This window comes from Ruegeria sp. P10, assembly GCF_056534925.1.
The window spans coordinates 89,041-108,591 of sequence record NZ_JBQERJ010000001.1 but is presented as its reverse complement, the minus strand read 5'-3'; the positions used below and the strand labels follow the sequence as shown (position 1 = coordinate 108,591).

General features: G+C 57.8%; 21 protein-coding genes. 11 read left to right on the top strand and 10 right to left on the bottom strand.

What is annotated here, in order from left to right:
- Positions 1–146: 146 nt before the first annotated feature.
- Together tgt and ACR0FB_RS00510 are read right to left on the bottom strand one after the other, a co-directional pair.
- Complete coding sequence (gene tgt / locus ACR0FB_RS00515) at positions 147–1,277, bottom strand: tRNA guanosine(34) transglycosylase Tgt (RefSeq protein ID WP_480490085.1); 1,131 nt, start codon at positions 1,275–1,277, stop codon at positions 147–149.
- 63 nt (positions 1,278–1,340) lie between these two features.
- Positions 1,341–2,252 (bottom strand): nucleoside hydrolase, encoded by a 912-nt coding sequence (locus ACR0FB_RS00510; protein WP_480619277.1) that lies wholly within the window; start codon positions 2,250–2,252, stop codon positions 1,341–1,343.
- A 174-nt stretch (positions 2,253–2,426) separates the two neighbouring features.
- Between ACR0FB_RS00510 and ACR0FB_RS00505 the strand changes: the two genes are divergently transcribed.
- From ACR0FB_RS00505 to ACR0FB_RS00495, 3 genes are all read left to right on the top strand, one after another.
- The gene (locus tag ACR0FB_RS00505; protein ID WP_171723352.1) at positions 2,427–3,317 is read left to right on the top strand and encodes an SPFH domain-containing protein; all 891 of its coding nucleotides are present in this window, start codon (positions 2,427–2,429) and stop codon (positions 3,315–3,317) included.
- Entirely contained in the window at positions 3,317–3,595 is a 279-nt protein-coding gene (locus ACR0FB_RS00500) for an NfeD family protein (RefSeq protein ID WP_171168340.1), read from the top strand. The genes ACR0FB_RS00505 and ACR0FB_RS00500 overlap by 1 nt, the downstream gene beginning before the upstream one ends.
- A gap of 94 nt (positions 3,596–3,689) precedes the next feature.
- Positions 3,690–4,052, top strand: a complete 363-nt coding sequence (locus ACR0FB_RS00495) for an SUF system Fe-S cluster assembly protein (RefSeq protein WP_152457849.1) — start codon at positions 3,690–3,692, stop codon at positions 4,050–4,052.
- Between the two features lie 218 nt (positions 4,053–4,270).
- On the opposite strand, the gene ACR0FB_RS00490 is transcribed toward ACR0FB_RS00495, so the two are convergent.
- Complete coding sequence (locus tag ACR0FB_RS00490) at positions 4,271–4,540, bottom strand: hypothetical protein (RefSeq protein ID WP_245217979.1); 270 nt, start codon at positions 4,538–4,540, stop codon at positions 4,271–4,273.
- A gap of 289 nt (positions 4,541–4,829) precedes the next feature.
- Between ACR0FB_RS00490 and ACR0FB_RS00485 the strand changes: the two genes are divergently transcribed.
- Complete coding sequence (locus ACR0FB_RS00485) at positions 4,830–5,195, top strand: HesB/IscA family protein (RefSeq protein WP_171632773.1); 366 nt, start codon at positions 4,830–4,832, stop codon at positions 5,193–5,195.
- A 148-nt stretch (positions 5,196–5,343) separates the two neighbouring features.
- The gene (gene tpiA / locus ACR0FB_RS00480; RefSeq protein ID WP_480619275.1) at positions 5,344–6,093 is read left to right on the top strand and encodes a triose-phosphate isomerase; all 750 of its coding nucleotides are present in this window, start codon (positions 5,344–5,346) and stop codon (positions 6,091–6,093) included.
- Positions 6,094–6,596: 503 nt separating this feature from the next.
- Here the strand turns inward: tpiA and ACR0FB_RS00475 are convergent.
- The 6 genes from ACR0FB_RS00475 to ACR0FB_RS00450 form a co-directional block, all read right to left on the bottom strand.
- Positions 6,597–6,908 carry a DMT family transporter gene (locus ACR0FB_RS00475; RefSeq protein ID WP_480490082.1) on the bottom strand — a complete coding sequence of 104 codons (312 nt, stop codon included), beginning with the start codon at positions 6,906–6,908 and terminating at the stop codon, positions 6,597–6,599.
- Between the two features lie 154 nt (positions 6,909–7,062).
- Positions 7,063–8,439 (bottom strand): TRAP transporter large permease, encoded by a 1,377-nt coding sequence (locus tag ACR0FB_RS00470; protein ID WP_171632781.1) that lies wholly within the window; start codon positions 8,437–8,439, stop codon positions 7,063–7,065.
- On the bottom strand, positions 8,439–9,116 hold the full coding sequence (locus ACR0FB_RS00465) for a TRAP transporter small permease (protein WP_152457843.1): 678 nt from the start codon (positions 9,114–9,116) through the stop codon (positions 8,439–8,441). The genes ACR0FB_RS00470 and ACR0FB_RS00465 overlap by 1 nt, the downstream gene beginning before the upstream one ends.
- 113 nt (positions 9,117–9,229) lie before the next feature.
- Positions 9,230–10,231: a DctP family TRAP transporter solute-binding subunit gene (locus ACR0FB_RS00460; RefSeq protein WP_171632783.1), complete on the bottom strand. Its 1,002-nt coding sequence runs from the start codon at positions 10,229–10,231 to the stop codon at positions 9,230–9,232.
- A 362-nt stretch (positions 10,232–10,593) separates the two neighbouring features.
- Positions 10,594–11,823 carry a sigma-54-dependent transcriptional regulator gene (locus ACR0FB_RS00455; RefSeq protein ID WP_171723357.1) on the bottom strand — a complete coding sequence of 410 codons (1,230 nt, stop codon included), beginning with the start codon at positions 11,821–11,823 and terminating at the stop codon, positions 10,594–10,596.
- Positions 11,820–13,601, bottom strand: a complete 1,782-nt coding sequence (locus ACR0FB_RS00450; protein WP_480619272.1) for a sensor histidine kinase — start codon at positions 13,599–13,601, stop codon at positions 11,820–11,822. The genes ACR0FB_RS00455 and ACR0FB_RS00450 overlap by 4 nt, the downstream gene beginning before the upstream one ends.
- On the opposite strand from ACR0FB_RS00450, the gene ACR0FB_RS00445 reads away from it, so the two are divergent.
- Positions 13,600–14,781 (top strand): cytochrome P450, encoded by a 1,182-nt coding sequence (locus tag ACR0FB_RS00445; protein WP_480619270.1) that lies wholly within the window; start codon positions 13,600–13,602, stop codon positions 14,779–14,781. The two genes, ACR0FB_RS00450 and ACR0FB_RS00445, sit on opposite strands and share 2 nt — an antisense overlap.
- Positions 14,782–14,909: 128 nt before the next feature.
- Here the strand turns inward: ACR0FB_RS00445 and ACR0FB_RS00440 are convergent, their stop codons facing one another.
- The gene (locus ACR0FB_RS00440) at positions 14,910–15,392 is read right to left on the bottom strand and encodes an Lrp/AsnC family transcriptional regulator (protein WP_117869097.1); all 483 of its coding nucleotides are present in this window, start codon (positions 15,390–15,392) and stop codon (positions 14,910–14,912) included.
- A 144-nt stretch (positions 15,393–15,536) separates the two neighbouring features.
- Here ACR0FB_RS00440 and cobA point away from each other — a divergent pair, with 144 nt between their 5' ends.
- From cobA to ACR0FB_RS00415, 5 genes are all read left to right on the top strand, one after another.
- Positions 15,537–16,313 (top strand): uroporphyrinogen-III C-methyltransferase, encoded by a 777-nt coding sequence (gene cobA, locus ACR0FB_RS00435; protein ID WP_171632792.1) that lies wholly within the window; start codon positions 15,537–15,539, stop codon positions 16,311–16,313.
- Positions 16,313–16,627, top strand: coding sequence for a DUF2849 domain-containing protein (locus tag ACR0FB_RS00430; RefSeq protein WP_480619268.1), 315 nt, complete (start codon positions 16,313–16,315; stop codon positions 16,625–16,627). Before cobA ends, ACR0FB_RS00430 begins: the two co-directional genes overlap by 1 nt.
- Before the next feature lie 65 nt (positions 16,628–16,692).
- On the top strand, positions 16,693–18,357 hold the full coding sequence (locus ACR0FB_RS00425) for a nitrite/sulfite reductase (RefSeq protein ID WP_209833262.1): 1,665 nt from the start codon (positions 16,693–16,695) through the stop codon (positions 18,355–18,357).
- Entirely contained in the window at positions 18,347–19,108 is a 762-nt protein-coding gene (locus ACR0FB_RS00420; protein ID WP_480619266.1) for a phosphoadenylyl-sulfate reductase, read from the top strand. The genes ACR0FB_RS00425 and ACR0FB_RS00420 overlap by 11 nt, the downstream gene beginning before the upstream one ends.
- Positions 19,105–19,512, top strand: a complete 408-nt coding sequence (locus ACR0FB_RS00415) for a DUF934 domain-containing protein (RefSeq protein ID WP_171116164.1) — start codon at positions 19,105–19,107, stop codon at positions 19,510–19,512. The genes ACR0FB_RS00420 and ACR0FB_RS00415 overlap by 4 nt, the downstream gene beginning before the upstream one ends.
- The last annotated feature ends 39 nt before the right edge of the window (positions 19,513–19,551 follow it).

Genomic DNA, 19,551 nt, shown 5'->3' with positions numbered 1-19,551 from the left:
GCAATTGCAGGGCTTGTACAAAAAAATGACTGCGCCGAGGAAAAGGCGGAACATCAACAGTTCTCCGGGTCACATACAAAAACAACTTTGAATAAAGTTGTTTCAGAATACCGGAAGACCCCGCAATTGTCACCTGAACGGACAGGTTACAGGGGCTCGATATCGCCCTGCGCGCGTTGCGCGTGGAACGCGGCCTGCCACGCCTCAAATGAGCCTTCAGCGATCGCGTCCCGCATGCCCTGCATGATTTCCTGAAAGTAATGAAGGTTGTGCCAAGTCAGTAACATGCCCGAGATCATCTCGTTGGCGCGAAACACATGGTGCAGGTAAGCACGTGAATAGTTCGAACAGGCCGGGCAAGAACAGTTTTCATCCAGCGGGCGTGGATCGTCCGCATGACGCGAGTTCTTGATGTTCACGACGCCATGGCGCGTGAACACCTGACCGGTACGGCCCGAACGCGAGGGCAGAACGCAATCCATCATGTCGATCCCACGCGCCACTGCTCCGACTATGTCATCCGGTTTGCCAACGCCCATCAGGTAACGTGGCTTGTCCTTGGGCAGGAAATCAGGCGCATAATCCAGACAGTCGAACATGGCCTCTTGCCCCTCGCCCACTGCCAGACCGCCAACGGCGTAGCCTTCGAAACCAATCTTCTTCAACGCTTCGGCGCTTTCTTCCCGCAGGTCCCGCTCGAGACCACCCTGCATGATTCCGAACAGAGCATGCCCCGGACGATCCCCAAAGGCGTCACGGGACCTGTCGGCCCAACGCATCGACAAACGCATGGATTCGGCGATCCGGTCGCGATTTGCAGGCAATGCAGGGCACTCGTCGAAGCACATCACGATGTCGGACCCCAGAAGGCGCTGAATTTCCATTGATCTTTCTGGCGTCAGCTCGTGCTTCGATCCATCAATATGGGATTTGAAGGTCACACCCTTTTCGGTCAGCTTGCGCAAACCGGCCAGCGACATGACCTGAAACCCCCCCGAGTCCGTCAGGATCGGCCGGTCCCAGTTCATGAACTTGTGCAACCCGCCCAAACGATCAATCCGCTCGGCCGTGGGGCGCAGCATCAGGTGATAGGTGTTGCCCAGCAGGATGTCGGCCCCGGTGGCCCGGACGCTTTCCGGCATCATCGCCTTGACCGTCGCGGCGGTACCAACTGGCATGAAGGCAGGTGTCCGCACCTCGCCACGCGGAGTGTTGATCACACCAGTGCGCGCCTTGCCGTCTGTGGCCTTGAGCTTGAAAGAGAATTGCTGGGTCATGTTATCGCCTCGGATCGCCGAACCGGGCAGGATTTGCCCGATCCGATCGGTCTTTGCAACCCGTCAGGGCAAGGATGCAACGCGGTCAGTAAACAGACGCACGACCCCCGCTCCATCCACATCACGACAAACACCAACTGCGGGACGATCCCGGTCAGGTTGCGTCGCACCTATCCGGTCGCCTTCCGTCACTACACGCAGCCCGGTTTCGACCACGTCGAACATGGCCCCGTGCGAACAGGCGATCACAGCGGTTGAATCATGCAGACCGCACCCTTCCAATCCTCCGATTTCTTTATAGAATTTCAGATAAAACCGAGAGATATCACGCAGAAAAGATCCCATGCCGGGCGATTTCCGAGCCAGCGCCTCGAAATCCGCGGTCTCGTAAAGTGTTTTCAGGGTAACGTCCAAACCAACCAGCACGGTCTCGGGCGGTGCGGAAAAGACCGCATCCGCGGCAACCGCATCGTGATAAATGTTGGCTTCTGCATGGTCGGTAACGTTGCCCTTGCAGTAGACGGCACCGCCCATGATCACCAACCGGCCGAGATTTCCGGCAAATTCCGGGTCCAATCGCATGGCGTTGGCAATGTTGGTCAGCGGTCCGACCGCACACACGACCAATTCGTTTTTGTGCTTCCGGGCCATCTCGGCCAGAAACTCTGCGGCAGGAAGATCATGATTCCGTCCGATCTCGGGTATCTCGGTCAGATCGCCAAACCCTTCGGGACCATGGACATGGTCCGATGGGACGTGCATGTCAGCCCCCAACGGGAAAGGCGCGCCTTCCGCCACTGGAAGGTCCAGGCCCAGCTTGTCCAGCAGGAAACGGGCATTGCGGCTGGACTGATGAACATGCGTATTGCCGAACACCGTGGTCAGGCCGATCAGGTCAAATTCAGGCGCAGCAGCGGCATAGGCAATCGCCATGGCATCATCGATGCCGGGGTCTGTATCGATTATCAGTTTCATTCCCGCCCGATACCGCAAACAAGCCGGGATGCAAAGCAGTCACAACAGTTCGGTTCAATGCTGAATTCCCGTAGTGAGGCGTTTGCATCCGCCAGCTTTCCCTCCATACCAGAGTTGAAATCGAGCGACTCAACCATATATGTATACCATAGTACACAATAAAAAGAGGACAGAATGACCGAAGATCAGATCATCGGACTGCTTTCGTCAAACATTATTTACCTGCTCGCCGCCGTGCTGGTGGTCATCGTTATTTTCAAGGGCATCAAGATCGTTCCGCAATCCGAAAAATACGTGGTTGAACGGTTTGGACGCCTGCATTCGGTGCTTGGCCCCGGCATCAATTTCATTGTTCCGTTACTGGACGTTGCACGCCACAAGATCTCGATCCTTGAACGCCAGTTGCCGAACGCGACCCAAGACGCGATCACCAAGGACAACGTGCTGGTGCAAATCGACACCTCTGTCTTCTACCGAATTCTCGAACCGGAAAAGACGGTCTATCGTATCCGCGACGTTGATGGAGCGATTGCAACCACGGTTGCCGGTATCGTTCGTGCCGAGATCGGCAAGATGGATCTGGACGAAGTGCAGTCGAACCGTGCACAGTTGATCACACGCATTCAGGAAAGCGTCGAAACAGCAGTGGATGATTGGGGAATCGAAGTGACCCGGGCCGAGATTCTGGATGTGAATCTGGATCAGGCCACCCGCGATGCCATGCTGCAACAGCTAAACGCAGAACGCGCCCGCCGTGCGCAGGTGACCGAAGCCGAAGGCAAAAAACGCGCCGTCGAATTGCACGCCGATGCCGAGCTGTACGCAGCGGAACAAACCGCCAAAGCGCGGCGCATTCAGGCCGAGGCCGAGGCATACGCGACAGGCGTCGTCGCCAAGGCCATTCAGGACAATGGCATCGAGGCTGCGCAGTATCAGGTTGCGTTGAAACAGGTTGAAGCCCTTAATGCACTGGGCAACGGTTCCGGCAAGCAGACCATAGTTGTGCCCGCCAATGCTCTCGAAGCCTTTGGTGACGCGTTCAAAATGCTCAAAGGAGGTAGATGATGGCTGATCCCTTTTGGCTGACTTGGTGGATCTGGCTGGCCGCCGCGCTGGCTCTGGGGATCCTGGAAATCGTTTTGCCCGGATTCATCTTTCTGGGCTTTGCGATCGGGGCCGCGATCACCGGTCTCATCCTTGTCATCCCCGGTCTGACACTGTCATTGCATGTGATCGCGCTGATCTTCGCAGTTCTTTCGTTGATCGCATGGCTAGTCCTGCGCCGGCTTTTTGCCTTGCCGCATGGTCAGGTCAAAACCTTCACGCATGACATCAATGACTAAGACACAGTGACGCTCACCCGAGCGTCACGCCCCTACTGGACGCTGTTGCAGGTATTCCCTATATAATCACTCAGGCAACTGACCCGAGGCAAAGATGACCCACCCGAGCGAACAGTTTGAAGGCACCCCGCTGATTGCGCCGTCAACGATTGAACACCCGCTGTACGAGGCAGTCGTCGAAGCGTGCCGCACGGTTTACGATCCGGAAATTCCGGTCAACATCTATGACCTGGGCCTGATCTATACGATCGACATTTCTCCGGACAACGCCGTGAAGGTCATCATGACCCTGACGGCACCCGGGTGTCCGGTCGCGGGCGACATGCCTGGCTGGATTGTCGAGGCGATTGAACCTGTTGCGGGCGTCAAGGAAGTCGATGTCGAACTGACCTGGGAACCGCCCTGGGGCATGGAAATGATGTCGGATGAGGCGCGCCTGGAATTGGGCTTTATGTAGCCATCAGGCACTTGCCCTTCCAACCGTCACGAAAACTTGGCATTTTCGTCACCTTATCGTGCAGTCCCCGTCACACTCCAGACGGATATCATCTTAAGGTGGCCGTCGCGTATGCGGTGCCGTGGGCTGGGCACGCCATGACCGCCCCCCGCTTCCCAGCTCAAGAATATGGGCCGTTCTTGCCCGAGAACGGTCCTTTTTTGTTCCGACAACGACGATCAATTCAGATTGCAGGTTTCCTTGATCTCTGCCGTTCTGGCATCCAGTTGCTTGACGTAGTCACCTGACAGCATTTGCAGCCTTTTTTGCTCGGTTCCCGTGACCAGCCCCAACAGAGCCCCGGCAGGTGTTATGGCGGCAATGCTTTCCAGTTGTTTGTCTTCCGCATGTTTCTTTTCCGATGCAATCGCGCGCAGATCCCCTTCCGCCGTTGCACAATTCACCGGGTGCCGTTCGGATCCCGTGGCCGCCCAAGCTTCGTCGGACATCGCGCACACGCTTACGGAAAAAAGTGCGGCCGCAAGTAAAGCTACTTTAACTTTCGACCCTAAATAATTCATATTTCTACCACTTCATGTCATGCCATCTATTCGGACGGGGTTCCAAAACGTCATAAGACCGATGCTAACCCCGCCTCCCGTATCAAAGCAAGTTTGCAGAGCGGCGACGCAGAAACACTAAGCTTTCCAGCGAATTCAATTTCTTTACACGACATTGCCTTGAGCAAAAGAGCCTTGGCCCCTAGATTGGGTGTAACGCGCGACAACGGAGATTTACATGTTCGGCATCCCCGGCAAACAGGCTGTGACAATGACGCCCAAAGCCGCAGAACAGATTACCCGCCTGATGAAATCAGGCGGTCACGCTGGTTTGCGCATCGGCGTCAAAAAAGGCGGCTGTGCAGGCATGGAATATACCATGGAGTATGTTGATCACGCAGATCCTCATGACGAAGTGGTCGAACAGGATGGCGCGCGCATCATGATTGCGCCCATGGCCCAGATGTTCCTGTTCGGAACCGAAATCGATTACGAAGTGTCGTTGTTGGAATCCGGCTTTAAGTTCAAGAACCCGAACGTCGTCGACGCCTGCGGCTGTGGAGAATCGATCAAATTCGACGAAAGCATCGGCCAACAAGGCTAAGCCCGCCTCATCCCTTTTCATTTGAACGTCGCATGCGGGCCGATCTTCGATGTTTGCGCCCGGGATCAGCATGCGAGCAGAATTGTAAGATGGTCCTTACAATGCTATCCGCATGCTAAAATCATCGGATGATCAGGGAGATACCGAAATGCGGCAGAAGCTGGCGGCTGGAAACTGGAAAATGAATGGGACCGGCGCTGAGTTGACCGAGTTGAAGGCGCTGTCTCAGATCCACTCGGCGGCCTCGGTGGATATCCTGATTTGCCCGCCGGCAACATTGCTCAGCCGCGCATCAATTGCCGTTCAGGGCACCGCCATCTCTGTCGGTGGTCAGGACTGTCATGCGGCAAAATCAGGCGCGCATACCGGAGATATCAGTGCGGATATGCTGGTGGATGCCGGTGCAACTTCGGTCATCCTGGGCCATTCCGAGCGCCGCGTGGACCACGGTGAACATGACGAAGATGTGCGGGCCAAGGCGCGCGCAGCGATGGATGCAGGTTTGAAGGCGATCATTTGCGTCGGTGAAAGCCTTGAGCAGCGCGAAGCGGCCAATACGCTGGACATCATCGGCGGCCAGATGTCCGGGTCGATCCCGGATCAGTCGACCGGCGAGAACCTGATCGTCGCATATGAACCGATCTGGGCAATTGGCACCGGCAAAGTTCCCACCCTGGAAGAAATCGGGGACGTTCACGACTTCATGCGCGCCCGGCTGGAGCGCCGCTTTGGCGAAGGCGTGGGCCGTTCCGTCCGCCTGCTTTATGGCGGCTCGGTGAAACCCGGCAACGCGGCAGATATATTTTCAGTTTCCAACGTCGATGGCGCACTTGTGGGCGGGGCCAGCCTGAAAGCGTCTGAATTCTCGGGAATCATTCAAGCGCTGGAAGGCGCCTAATTCCAGACTTCGTCCCGCAGTTTCTTCGGCTCAAGGATCGGTTTTTTCAATAGATCGTCGCTTCAACGCGATGCGGTCGGGGTTGTTCACTACAACAGGCCCCTCCCCTTTGATCGCAAAAATCCTGCCTTGCGCGCGAAATTCCGTGAGTTGACGAAGAGACGCGGGGTTCCGAACTGAGCGATGGGAAGCGAACAAATTGCACTGGGCAATGGCGAGGTATGCGGGAACAGGTTTTCTGACGCCCCGCCTTGCGCAGGGCTTCCATCTGTTCCAGCACGGTCGGGTTGCCGCCCTGTACAGGCTGATTGCGACCTTGTGAGACAACTCCGCCATCCCGCGCCAGAACCGATCCGATGCGACATCCGCCGTCGTCAAGTCCGGCCTTCGCCTTTTCAGGAGCCACGCAAAATGCGTCTGTCAGAGCCGGTCAAAATTCCGAGCTCCGCTTCGAGTGTGTGCTGTAAACTGCCGAAGTACTTTGGCTTGGCAAGTCAAGCACATCAGGCCAGCTTCATCACCACAAGGCCTGTCACGATCAGAACCGCAGCTGCGATCCGCGCAGGTGCCAGGGCTTCGCCAAGAAACAGAATACCGACACTGAACGCCCCCACCGCACCGATCCCAGTCCAGATCGTGTATGCGGTGCCCAACGGTAAGTCGCGCATTGCAAGCGCCAGCAGACCAAATGAGCCCAACATCGAAACGCCCATCACGGCCGTCGGCCACAATCGGGTAAAACCGGCCGACTGCTTCATGGCAACCGCCCAGACAATTTCCAAAAGGCCAGCAAACAGAAGAAAGATCCAGGGCATAAGACAACCTCATATCCGTACGGGTCGTCCCGAATGATGTCCCAGAAAGCAGAGGTCGTCCTCTGTGCCTCAGATAAGAACCCATCGCGTGGTTTCAAGACACGAAAAAGCCGGGCAGTTGACACCACCCGGCTTTGTTCAGTTTTCAGACAGTCTAGTTGGTTATTATTTCCGGCCCCATGAACGTGTTGGGCAGGAAGGTCGATATCCACGGAATATACGTCACCATGATCAGGAAGACGAACAGCACCGCAAGGAAGGGCAGCGCCGCCTTCACAACGCTCATCATCGGCATACCCGCAACACCCGAAGTCACGAACAGGTTCAGACCGACCGGAGGCGTGATCATCCCGATCTCCATGTTGACCACCATGATGATACCCAGATGGATCGGGTCAATGCCCAGCTCGATAGCGATCGGGAACACAAGGGGCGCCACGATAACCAACAGGCCTGACGGTTCCATGAACTGACCGCCGATCAGCAGGATCACGTTCACCACGATCAGGAAAGCGACAGGGCCAAGGCCGGCCGACAACATCGCTTCGGCGATATGCTGCGGCACCTGCTCGTCGGTCAGAACATGCTTGAGTATCAGCGCGTTGGCGATCACGAACAGCAGCGTGACCGTCAGCTTGCCTGCCTCGAACAGCGTATGCTTGGTGTCCGGGTGAAAGAACGCCGTGATCAGCGCATAGGGTTTTTTCAGCAGCGGCAGGTTCTGTGTGCCTTCTTCCGTGCTCAGCGGGCCCATGTCCTTGTACACAAAGCTGGCAATGAAGAACGCGTAGACTGCGGCAACTGCGGCGGCTTCGGTCGGGGTGAAGATGCCACCATAGATACCACCCAGAATGATGACGATCAGGAAAAGACCCCAACCGGCCTCGCGGGCCGAGGTAAAGACCTCTCCCCAGCCTTTCCATTCCCCCTTGGGCAGGTTCTTGACCTTGGCCATGACATAGATGGTGATCATCAGCATCAAACCGGCCATCAGACCGGGAATAACCCCCGCAAGGAACATGCGCCCAACCGAGACTTCAACAGCGGCGGCATATACGACCATGACGATGGATGGAGGGATCAGAATACCCAGTGTCCCCGCGTTGCAGATCACACCGGCGGCAAATTCCTTGGAATAACCCACCTGACGCATCCCCGCGATGACGATCGAGCCGATGGCGACCACGGTCGCCGGGGACGACCCGGACAGGGCTGCGAACAGCATACAGGCAAAGACGCCCGCAATCGCCAGACCGCCGGGCAAATGCCCGACACAGGCGATCGAGAACCGGATGATCCGTCGTGCGACACCACCTGTAGTCATGAAGGACGACGCCAGGATGAAGAACGGGATCGCCAGCAGGGTAAAATGCCCTTCAAAAGCCTCGAACAGCGTACCCGCGACAGACGCGAGTGAACTGTCTGAGTAGATCAGCAGAAACAGGGTCGAGCTGAGGCCAAGCGCAACTGCAATCGGCACACCGATCAGCAGCAGGCCGACGACCATCGAGAAAAGAAGTACGACGTCCATCAGTTATGCTCTCCTTGCTGAGCGCGGACTTCTTCGATCTCGTCCTCGACTTCGTGGCTGGCGACAAGGCGATCCGTTTCGCCACGCCATATCTGAACGGCAACCTGGGCGAACCGGATCACCAGCAGCAGCATCGATACCGGCAGCACCAGATAAGGCACCACTTTGGGAAGCTTCTCGTACCCTTCGCCATAGTTGATCAGGTCTTCCAGAAACCGCAGCGGAGCGACCATCGGGATATCGTCCACCTCATAGAAACTCTGGCTGCGGGCGTCGAAGTTGAACCCGGTCGGGAACCAGCGTCCGGATGTCGGCGGCAGATCCGCGAAAACCGCCCAATAGTCATAGGCGCCCTTCAGCAACAGCAGTGAAAACACCAGACAGCACCCCACGGCGATGAGCGCCAGAATGCGACGCGGCGCCGGGGCCAGCATGTTCAGGATCGCATCAACACCCAGATGAGAGTGTTTCTTGACCGCATAAGAGGCGCCAAGCAGCACCAGCCAGCCAAAAGTGAACACCGTCAGTTCAAGCGCCCACAGGATATTGGAATTGAAAACAAACCGCGCGATCACGTTGGCAAATGTCACGACCGTCATCAGGCCCAACAGACACGCGATCAGGGTTTCTTCGATATGGTCGACCAGCCCGCCTTGGCCGGAATTCGCACCAGACATCTTTCTGTCCCCGCATTTTTTGTGATGAGAGAGTGTTGGGCGGGCTTGTTCAGCCCGCCCGGCCAGCGCGTCGAATACTCCCCAGTCCCCGGACGCGCGGCCTTTGGCCAGATTCAGAAGCCGGCGTTGATGGCCTGAGCCGCGTCGATCTTGTCCTGACCCACGTCACCTGCGAACTGGTCCCAAACGGGTTTCATCGCATCAACCCAGGCCTGACGCTGTTCCGGGGTCAACTCGCGGATGACTCCGCCTGCTTCAACGATCGAAGCTTTGGCTGCTTCGTTCACGGCAAAGGCTTCTTTGTTCCTTGTTTCCGTGACTTCAGCCAGAATGGTCAGGAACTGATCACGCACGTCCGGATCCAGGCTGTCCAGCCAGTCCACAGAGGTCACGACCAGATAGTCGATGATGCCATGGTTCGTCTCGGTGATGCCGTCCTGCACTTCGAAGAACTTCTTGCCATAGATGTTCGACCAGGTGTTTTCCTGACCATCCACAACCCCCTGTTGCAGCGCGCCGTAAACTTCCGAGAACGCCATTTTCTGCGGGCTGCCACCAATAGCCTCCATCTGTGCCACCAGAACGTCCGAAGACTGCACGCGGAACTTCAGACCGTTTGCATCCGACGGATCGACCAGCGGCTTGTTGGCCGACATCTGCTTCATGCCGTTGTGCCAGAAGGCCAGCCCCTGAAGGCCACGGCGCTGCATGCTGTCCTTCATCGCCTGACCATCAGCCGAAGCCTGGAATGCATCCACAGCGTCGATGTTCTTGAACATGAACGGCAGGTCAAACAGGCGGAACTGCTTGGTGAACTTCTCGAACTTCGACAGTGACGGCGCGGCAAGCTGAACGTCGCCCTGCAACATCGCCTCCAGCACCTTGTCGTCGTTGTACAGTGTCGAGTTCGGATAGACCTCCACGCACATCACGCCGTTCATCTCATCATTGACGCGCTGTTCCAGCAGCGATGCGGCGATGCCCTTGGGGTGTTTGTCAGTGTTGGTCACATGCGCGAACTTGACGACGATTTCACCATCGTCACAGGCTGCCATCCCTGCGGTGGCTGTGACTGTCAGCGCCAGAGCGGTCGCTGCCGTTGTCAGGAATTTCATCTGTCTTTTCCTCCCAGACTTCCTTGAAATTGTCCTTCGACACCAATTCGGTATCAGATGCAGCGAAGTGAAACGAATCGGCACGATCCACTCAACGATTTGTTTTCTGTCCCTCGATTTTCTATTTAGTGATTTTCTTTCAGAAGGTTATAAAGCGCTTTGCAATGGATATTGGACCCATTCGAAACCCCGAGTGCGAGATTCCGCACAGCAATCTTCCAGTTTGTGCGAAAATCCGCACACGCCGCGAATCAAAACCCCCGAATCAACTGACGCGAAACCGCAGCCCGCGACAGCGGGCTGCCCGGCCCAACAGCTTTAGACGCATGTTAATGCGGAAAAAGGTGGCGGGAGCCCGGCCGTTACCGTCGGTAATCCTCGGCCCGAATCTGGTACCGTGCCAGCTTGTCGTAAAATGTCTTGCGCGGCAGTTTCAATGCCTTCGCCGCATCTGATGCCTTGCCGTTGTGACGACCCAGCGCCGCGATGAGCAGCGACCGCTCCACCCGCGCCATCTGTTCGCTAAGGCCCAGGTCTGTTGCCTGCGCGACTTCTTCCGGCATTCCCAGCACGAAGCGCATCGCGGCAGACATCAGGGATCGCGCATTCCCCGGCCAGTCGCTGGCCATAAGCGACGCCAGATGCTCGGACGAGATTTCCGGCGCCACGATCCCCGCCTGTTCCGCGGCCTGTGCAACGTAATGGCGGAAGATCACCGGAATGTCGTCGGGGCGTTCTGCCAGCGATGGAATACGAACCCGCATGACATCCAGCCTGTAAAACAGGTCTGCATTGAACCGGCCTTCAGAACTCAGCGCCGACAGATCAGCGGTCGTTCCCGCAATGATACGCCCGCCCGGTCCATGCTCGATGATCTCCAACGCCGCAAATTGCGTGGCATGGGGCATGGCCGAGACTTCGTCCAGAAACAATGACCCACCTGCCGCATCTTCACAGCTCTTGGCCAAGTCGTCGGGGCTGAGGCTGGAGGCCGTGCGTTTGACAAATGGTCCCTGCCCTGCTGGCGACATCAGATGCACGACCTCGGCGACCTTCGAGATGCCGCTGCCCGGCGGTCCCGTCACAAGAACCTCGGCGCCTGTTGGCGCAACGGTCCGAACCCGTTCGCGCAGGGCCTCGGCCTGCGGCGACAGTCCGAACAGCAAACGCGCGGCGGGGTCTCCTCGTTCCAGCTCGGATTTTGCCGCTCTTTGCTCCAATATCTGCGAACGGGCTGCAAACGCGCGTTCAAGCACCTCGAGAAGGTCGGACGCGGCGCACGGCTTTTCCAGAAAATCGAACGCGCCCTTTCCCATGGCATCGACGGCCATGGGAATATCGCCCTCACCCGTCAGAAGAACCACGGGAAGATCCGGATCGACCTCTCGGGCATAAGACAAAAGATGGAACCCGTCCCGCCCCGGCATGCGGATATCCGAGATGATGACACCGGGAAACTCGCGGCTGATGTGATCCTTGGCCGCCACAAAGGATCCGGCGGTCGTTGGCTGATAGTCCGCCAATTCCAGAGTTTGAGACAAGGCCTCGCGTACGGCGGCATCATCATCGACCAACAAAACCCTGCGCATCACGCGGCCTCTTCCTTGTCGCAGGGTTCCAGTTCGACGGTAAACATGGCCCCATCCGCCGTGTTCGCGCCCCTTATGTCCCCACCAAAGCTTTGAACCAGCCCGTAGGAAATGGAAAGCCCCAGCCCCAAACCTTCTGACGATCCAACGCTTTTCGTGGAATAGAAGGGCTCGAACATCCGGTCGGGGTCTTCAATGCCCGGGCCAGTATCCTGCAAGGAAACGTTCAATCGTGCACCTTTTCGCAGCGTTATCGTTATAATCCGTTTTGGTCGTCCCAGCATTGCATCCGCCGCATTGTTGATCAGATTCACGAACACCTGCACCAAACGTACTTCACCCCCCCAAACATACACAGCCCCATTCGGGGGGGTCCAGTTCAGGGTTACATTGTCGTCTCGCAGGCGGGCCTCGGTCAGTTCAACAGCAGTGTTGAGAACCTGAATCAGGTCAACCCGTCCCATCGGTTCGCTTTCGTTGCGGGCAAAGGCGCGAAGGTTCTTGATGATCCGCGCCATCCGCGCCGCCATTTCCGAGATCCGGCCCAGATTCTCGGCAGCCATTTCAGGTTTTCCCCGCGTCATGAACGCTGAACCGTTATCCGCAAATTGCCGTATGGCCATAAGCGGCTGGTTCAGTTCATGGCTGATGCCCGCCGACATTTGCCCCAAAGCGCTGAGCTTTCCGGCCTGCACCAGGTCTGCCTGGGCCCGCCGCAGCGCCGCCTCGGCTTCTTCCCGTTCCGCCACTTCCTTGCGCAAACTGGCATTTGCCACTGTCAGGTCATGGGTGCGTTTGGCCACACGGCTTTCCAGAACGGCATTCGCTTCGGCCAACGCCCGCCGCCGCTCCATGGCTAGAAAGAGCATGGCCCCAAAGGCCAGACAGATCGCTGCGACGGCCGCCGCCTGAAGCCTGGCAAGCTGAAGGGCCGGCGCCACGTCCACCAGCACCTCGGCAGTCATGTCGATCACCGGCAAATCAAGGGTAAGATGCAGCGCATCGCGCGGCAGGTAACGCCCCCAGTTCAAGTGCCACAACTCGTGCCTGCCGACCTGTTTCGAAGAAAAATCAACGGTCGCACCATCTGGCGGCGTCAATCCCGCCTCACCGTCCGCCCGGCGCCAGAACAGCAGGTCGGATCTGTTGGAAATGAAAACGACACCATCGGAATCGACAAAGAAAACCGCCTCGGTACTGCCGCGCCACGTTTGTTCAACGTCCTGAACATCAGCAACGACCATCAACGCGCCTTCAATCTGGCCAGACGGGCCAAAAGTGGGGGCGGCATAGGAATAGATCCGGTCTTCGCCCGAAGTTACAACCTCATGCGCACTGCCCAAGGCGCCCTGCATCGCACGGCGGAAAGCCGGATGATGGGCCATGTTGCGCTGGGACACAGGCTGCGCCGATACCAGCACCTGCCCCTTCGTATCCAGATACATCATGTTTACAGCGGCCGTTTTGTCAGCGACGTCCAGCAGCGTTGCCCGGGCTTGGCGAATACCGGCCTGCGTATCCAGTTCATGCAAAACGGGATGAGTTGCCATCAGCACGGCAAGTTCCTGATACACTTGCATCTGCGTGCTCAGCCGGTCAGCCGCCAGCTCAAGATCTGCCTCTGCCTTCTCGCTCAGCTGAGACAGGGCCTGTCGATATCCATAAGACCAGACAAACCCCGACAATAACCCAACGGCGAGCAAGAAACCGGAAATGAACCAAACCCTGTGCATAGACAGGGTCTTGCATTCAACGCGCCGCATGGCAAGTGTGCGGCGCATGAAGTCTTTTTCGCAATCACCGACAGACCCGGGTTTCGTCCAAAACCCCTACCCGTTCTACGACAAGGCGCGAGGCTCGGGCGATCTGTTCTATTGGCAGGACTATGGTATGGTCGCCGCGGTTTCATACCGCGCGGTTCGCGCCCTGTTTCGGGACCGCCGATTTGGCCGCGAGGTACCGCCCGAATTGGCAGAGCAAGGTCCCGCCCATCTGGCGCCCTGGCTGGCCATCGAGGCCCATTCACTGCTTGAGGCAGAACCACCAAGGCACACACGCCTTCGGTCATTGGTGATGCGCGCCTTCACGTCACGGGCGATTTCTGCGCTGCAACCTTCCATCGAAGATCTGTGCCACAGCCTGATCAAAGACTTCCCCGGGAACACGTTCGACCTGTTGGAAACCTATTGCACTCAGGTTCCGGTGGTCACGATCTGCCGGCTTCTGGGCGTCCCCGAAGCCATGGCGCCCGATCTGTTACAATGGTCTCACGATATGGTTGCCATGTATCAGGCCAATTGCACGCAGGACACCGAAGACACGGCCGCCAAATCATCTAAGGAATTCACCGAATTCCTGAAGGAATACATAGAGCTGCGGCGCAATGATCCCGGCGACGATCTGATAACCCGGTTGATAAGCGCCGAGGAAGAAGGCCAGAAACTGTCACTGGACGAGCTGGTTGCTACCTGCATCTTGCTGCTCAACGCAGGCCATGAGGCTACCGTGCACTCACTGGGGAACGGGGTGAAAACCCTGTTGCAGACCCACACCGCCCCTGACGCCCTGGCACCGGATGGACTCGACGGAACCATCGAAGAAATCCTGCGCTATGACCCGCCTCTGCACATGTTCACACGTTACGCGTATGAGGACGTGGATCTGTTCGGCCATTCATTCAAACGTGGCGATCAAGTGGCACTGTTGCTTGGCGCGGCCAACCGCGACCCCGCTGTCTGGGCTGAACCGAACACGTTTCAGCCGAACCGTCCGATTGAAGTCAACACAAGCTTTGGGGGCGGAATTCATTTTTGTGTCGGGGCACCTCTGGCGCGTCTGGAAATGCGCATTGCTTTGCCGATCCTGTTCGAAAGCTGTCCAAACCTGCAACTGACTGCGCCGCCGCTTTATTCGGACAGCTATCACTTTCACGGGCTGAATCAGCTGCTGGTCAGACCTTAGCAATCACCTTCCGCATACCTACACGATCCCTCTGGCGATTTTGCTTCCGGCCGGATGAAAACACCCATCAGCTCATCTGGCTCTAAGCCCATTGAAAGACACGGGCGGAGGAGCCGCGGTCGAGTGTTCTAAGCCCCCTCTGCCAACGCATTCAGCGGCAGCATCGTTGTGGACTTGATCTCTTCCATGGACAACAACGCCGTGACGTTGTGCACGCGCACCTCCGAGATGAGCGACTGATAGAATTGATCATAGGCACGCGCGTTTTTAACCCGGACTTTCAGGATATAGTCGATATCACCCGCCAACCGGTGCGCCTCTTGCACTTCGGGGTGATCCTTCAATGCTTTCAGGAATTTACGTTGCCAGTCCGCCTCATGTTCCGAGGTGCGGATCAAAACAAAAAAGGTGGCTTCGAACCCAAGTGCCTCGGCATCCAGCAGCACCGTTTGCTGGCCGATGATTCCCGCCCCCTTGAGCTTCCGAATGCGATTCCAGACAGGCGTCTTTGAACTGCCGACCCGAGCCGCAATTTCGTCCAATGATTGGCCTGCGTCCCGTTGCAGCTCGGCCAGAATTTTTCGATCCGTGTCATCTATCCGCACCGACATTCCAATTTTCCTTCTGTTTCGACACCTATGTTCCGGTTTTTCCGAAAATCGGAACATTTGTCCTTATTTTAGCGGTGATATGGCGCTTTGGTGGGAATATTTCCTATATTGAGGGTCAAGTCAAACAATGTCCGAGACGATCCGATGCAGGATTTTCACACAACCAGTCCCAAAGGTCATGTCGACTTTGTCGGCGCCGGACCCGGTGACCCCGAATTGCTGACGCTCAAGGCGTTGGCCGCATTCGAGCGCGCGGATGTGGTGCTGCATGATCGCCTGATCAGCAAGCCTGTGCTGGACATTGCCGCCCAGAACGCCGCTTTGGTCGATGTCGGCAAGGCCGGGTTCGGCCCCTCGTGGAAGCAAAGCGATATCGACGCGCTTCTGGTTGAACACGCCCTGAATGGCAACCGTGTGGTGCGCCTGAAATCGGGGGATCCCACGGTTTTTGGTCGTCTGGACGAAGAAATCGAGGCCGTCGATGCGGCCGGTATTTCCTGGCAGATCATTCCCGGCATCACGGCGGCCTCTGCCGCAGTGGCAAGCATCGGTCAAAGCCTGACCCGCCGCGGACGCAACTCATCGGTGCGTTTTTTGACCGGGCACGACATGCAGGGTTTTGCGGATCACGATTGGAACGCTTTGGCCAAGCCGGGTTCCGTGGCGGCAATCTACATGGGCAAGAAGTCCGCTCGGTTCATTCAGGGTCGCCTGATCATGCACGGCGCCGATCGCGCCACGCCCATTACCCTGGTCGAAAATGCCTCGCGTCCCGACCAACGGATTTTGGCCACCACTTTGGACCAGTTGCCCACCGATCTGGCCGCCGCCGAAATGGATGGACCGGCCCTGACCTTCTATGGCCTTGCCCCGCGCGAAGCGGCGCAGGCTGTAACCGAATTCAACAAGGAGCTTGCCTGATGGCCCGCGCTTTTACCCCCAAAGTCGTCACTGCAAATGACTTGCTCGAAGGTGACGTAATTTATCTGACCGAAGATGACCGCTGGTCCCGTGACCTGAGCGAGGCAGAACTGATCACCGACGAGGCGCATGCGCAGGTTCGCCTGCTGGATGCCGCGCGTCAGGCAGACAAAATTGTGGGCGCCTATCTGGCCGATGCCGTTGCTGGCGAAAACGGCCCCGAGCCCACCCATTTCCGGGAAGACTTCCGCCGCACTGGTCCGTCCAACTATGCCCACGGCAAACAGGAAGCTTCCCCGCAGCCCCGGGCCTGACCTCTGGCCCTTCTCTCTCCCCTTCAAGGCCCCAGGTTCGGGGCTGCAACCAAGGACAGCTAGACATGTATCGCTACTCCGAGTTTGACAAAGATTTTCTGGCAGAGCGTAACGCGCAGTTCCGCGCTCAGGTCGAGCGCCGCATCGACGGTTCGCTGACAGAAGATGAATTCAAGCCGCTGCGCCTGATGAACGGCCTGTATCTGCAACTGCATGCCTACATGCTGCGGGTCGCCATTCCCTACGGCACGCTGAACAGCGCACAAATGCGCCAATTGGCCCTGCTGGCTGAAAAGTGGGACAAGGGGTATGGCCATTTCACCACCCGTCAGAACATCCAGTACAACTGGCCGAAACTGAAAGATGTGCCAGACATGCTGGACGCGCTGGCCGAGGTGGGCATGCACGCCATCCAGACCTCGGGCAACACCATCCGCAACGTGACGGCCGACCATTTCGCCGGTGCCGCCGCGGATGAGGTCGCCGACCCGCGCCCCTATGCCGAACTGCTGCGCCAGTGGTCGACCGACCACCCGGAATTCCAGTTCATGCCGCGCAAGTTCAAGATCGCCATCACCGGTTCGGAAAACGACCGCGCCGTGATCAAAGCGCATGACATCGGCCTGCAACTGGTCGAACGTGACGGCGTTCTGGGTGCGCGCGTCATCGTCGGTGGCGGCCTGGGCCGTACGCCCATGATCGGCAAGGAACTGTCCGAATTCGTCGCATTCGATGATCTGCTGGCCTATCTGGAAGCCACCGTGTCGGTCTGGAACCAGATCGGTCGCCGCGACAACAAGTACAAGGCGCGCATCAAGATCACCGTGCATGAACACGGCATCGACGCCATCCGCGCCAAGGTGAATGAACGTTTCTTGCAGGTTCGCCCACAGTTCAAGGGCGCCGACATGGCGCTGCTGGATGAGATCAAAGGCCATTTTGCGCCTCCGGGCTTCCGCGAAGGTTCGGTTGCGTCGTTTGAAAGCGCCTATTCCAACGATCCGGTTTTCCGGTCGTGGGTCGATACCAACATCGCGCCCCACAAGAACGCGGACCACGCGATCGTTACGATCTCGATCAAGAAACACGGTCAGACGCCGGGTGATGCGACCGCCGAGCAGATGCGCGTGATGGCCGATCTGGCCGAAGAATTCGCCTATGATGAGCTGCGTATCAGCCACGAGCAGAACGTGATCCTGCCGCATGTTCACAAATCGGACCTGCCCGCGATCCACGCAAAGCTGAAGGAACACGAACTGGCCACCGCCAATATCGGGCTGATCAGCGATATCATCGCCTGCCCCGGCATGGATTACTGCGCGCTGGCGACGGCGCGCTCGATCCCGGTTGCTCAGGAAATTGCGACCCGCTTTGAAGATTTGAAGCTGGAGCATGACATCGGGCACCTAAAGATCAAGATCTCGGGCTGCATCAACGCCTGCGGCCACCACCATGTGGGCCATATCGGCATCCTGGGCCTGGATCGTGCAGGCGTCGAAAACTACCAGATCACACTGGGTGGCGACGCCACCGAGACGGCCGCGATCGGCGACCGCACCGGTCCTGGTTTTGCCTATGATGAGATAGTGCCGGCCGTGGAACGCATCGTCGACACCTACCTGGATCTGCGCGAGAATGCTGAAGAAACCTTTCTGATGACTTATCGCCGCGTCGGCATGGAGCCGTTCAAGGCCGCCCTCTACCCCGAGGCTCGGGCGAATGCCGCTTGATCTGATTCAAACGGAACTGGGCAAAGACCGCAGCGACCTGACCGAGAAGGTCAGCGCATTGAATGCCCGGTTCCGTCACCACAGCGCCCATGACGTGATGCATGGCGCCCTTGAAGAGATCGATGCGCTTGCTCTGGTCTCAAGCTTTGGCGCGGAATCGGTGGTGCTGCTGCACATGGCTGCGGTGATCGATAAGATGACGCCGGTGTTGTTCGTGGATACCCAATTGCTGTTCACCGAAACGCTGGAGTACCAGCAGGAAGTCAGCGAGCGCCTGGGGCTCAGGAACATCCGGATCATCCGGGCGGATGACGAAGAACTGCAACGCGAAGACCCCTATGGCGCGCTGCGCCTGCAGGATACGGATGCGTGCTGCAACCTGCGCAAGACCTTTCCCTTGCAGCAAGCCCTGACCGGGTATTGCGGTTGGATTACCGGCAGGAAACGGTTTCAGTCCGGCACGCGCGCCGCGCTCGAGTTTTTCGAGGTCGAAGACGGCACGGGCCGGATCAAGGTCAATCCGCTGGCCCATTGGGCGCCGGACGATGTGCGCGCCTATATGGAAGAAAACAACCTGCCCCGGCATCCGCTGGTGGCCAAGGGATACCCTTCGATCGGCTGTGCGCCCTGCACTTCGCCGGTGAAGGAAGGCGAAGACCCCCGCGCCGGCCGCTGGCGCAATCAGAACAAGGAAGAATGCGGCATTCATTTTGTCGATGGCAAGATGGTGCGCATCGGAGAAAAAACATGAACGTAATCGTAACAGATGAGGGCTTTTCGCCCGATGACTGGACCGACGGCTTTGTCACTCTGGATGATGCCGCGAATGACGTGGTTGCGCTGGACGTCAGCTCGGACACGGACCCGGATGAGCTTTTTGACCGTTTAGGCAGTGCCAAGCTGGTCCGGGTGGATTTTCCATCCTTTGCCGACGGTCGCGGCTTTACCATCGCCCGCACCCTGCGCCTTAAGGGCTATACAGGACGTTTGCGCGCCAAGGGTCATGTTCTGGCAGACCAGTACGCCATGGCGCGTCGCTGCGGCTTTGACGAAGTTGAGATTGACGGAGACCTGGCAGATCGCCAGCCCGAAGATCAGTGGCTTTCCCGGGCCAACTGGAAAGAGAACAATTATCAGGCGCGTTTGCGCGGTTAAAAGCCGCCCATCGCCGGCTTGAAACACAAAGGGGGCAAT

Coding starts and splice junctions, on each gene's coding strand:
- ACR0FB_RS00500 (WP_171168340.1), top strand. CDS start 3,317: ATGGCTGATCCCTTTTGGCTGACTTGGTGGATCTGGCTGGCCGCCGCG.
- tgt (WP_480490085.1), bottom strand. CDS start 1,277: ATGACCCAGCAATTCTCTTTCAAGCTCAAGGCCACAGACGGCAAGGCG.
- ACR0FB_RS00475 (WP_480490082.1), bottom strand. CDS start 6,908: ATGCCCTGGATCTTTCTTCTGTTTGCTGGCCTTTTGGAAATTGTCTGG.
- ACR0FB_RS00445 (WP_480619270.1), top strand. CDS start 13,600: ATGAAGTCTTTTTCGCAATCACCGACAGACCCGGGTTTCGTCCAAAAC.
- ACR0FB_RS00460 (WP_171632783.1), bottom strand. CDS start 10,231: ATGAAATTCCTGACAACGGCAGCGACCGCTCTGGCGCTGACAGTCACA.
- ACR0FB_RS00505 (WP_171723352.1), top strand. CDS start 2,427: ATGACCGAAGATCAGATCATCGGACTGCTTTCGTCAAACATTATTTAC.
- ACR0FB_RS00495 (WP_152457849.1), top strand. CDS start 3,690: ATGACCCACCCGAGCGAACAGTTTGAAGGCACCCCGCTGATTGCGCCG.
- ACR0FB_RS00415 (WP_171116164.1), top strand. CDS start 19,105: ATGAACGTAATCGTAACAGATGAGGGCTTTTCGCCCGATGACTGGACC.
- ACR0FB_RS00485 (WP_171632773.1), top strand. CDS start 4,830: ATGTTCGGCATCCCCGGCAAACAGGCTGTGACAATGACGCCCAAAGCC.
- ACR0FB_RS00440 (WP_117869097.1), bottom strand. CDS start 15,392: ATGTCGGTGCGGATAGATGACACGGATCGAAAAATTCTGGCCGAGCTG.
- tpiA (WP_480619275.1), top strand. CDS start 5,344: ATGCGGCAGAAGCTGGCGGCTGGAAACTGGAAAATGAATGGGACCGGC.
- ACR0FB_RS00510 (WP_480619277.1), bottom strand. CDS start 2,252: ATGAAACTGATAATCGATACAGACCCCGGCATCGATGATGCCATGGCG.
- ACR0FB_RS00450 (WP_480619272.1), bottom strand. CDS start 13,601: ATGCGCCGCACACTTGCCATGCGGCGCGTTGAATGCAAGACCCTGTCT.
- cobA (WP_171632792.1), top strand. CDS start 15,537: ATGCAGGATTTTCACACAACCAGTCCCAAAGGTCATGTCGACTTTGTC.
- ACR0FB_RS00470 (WP_171632781.1), bottom strand. CDS start 8,439: ATGGACGTCGTACTTCTTTTCTCGATGGTCGTCGGCCTGCTGCTGATC.
- ACR0FB_RS00465 (WP_152457843.1), bottom strand. CDS start 9,116: ATGTCTGGTGCGAATTCCGGCCAAGGCGGGCTGGTCGACCATATCGAA.
- ACR0FB_RS00420 (WP_480619266.1), top strand. CDS start 18,347: ATGCCGCTTGATCTGATTCAAACGGAACTGGGCAAAGACCGCAGCGAC.
- ACR0FB_RS00430 (WP_480619268.1), top strand. CDS start 16,313: ATGGCCCGCGCTTTTACCCCCAAAGTCGTCACTGCAAATGACTTGCTC.
- ACR0FB_RS00425 (WP_209833262.1), top strand. CDS start 16,693: ATGTATCGCTACTCCGAGTTTGACAAAGATTTTCTGGCAGAGCGTAAC.
- ACR0FB_RS00490 (WP_245217979.1), bottom strand. CDS start 4,540: ATGTCCGACGAAGCTTGGGCGGCCACGGGATCCGAACGGCACCCGGTG.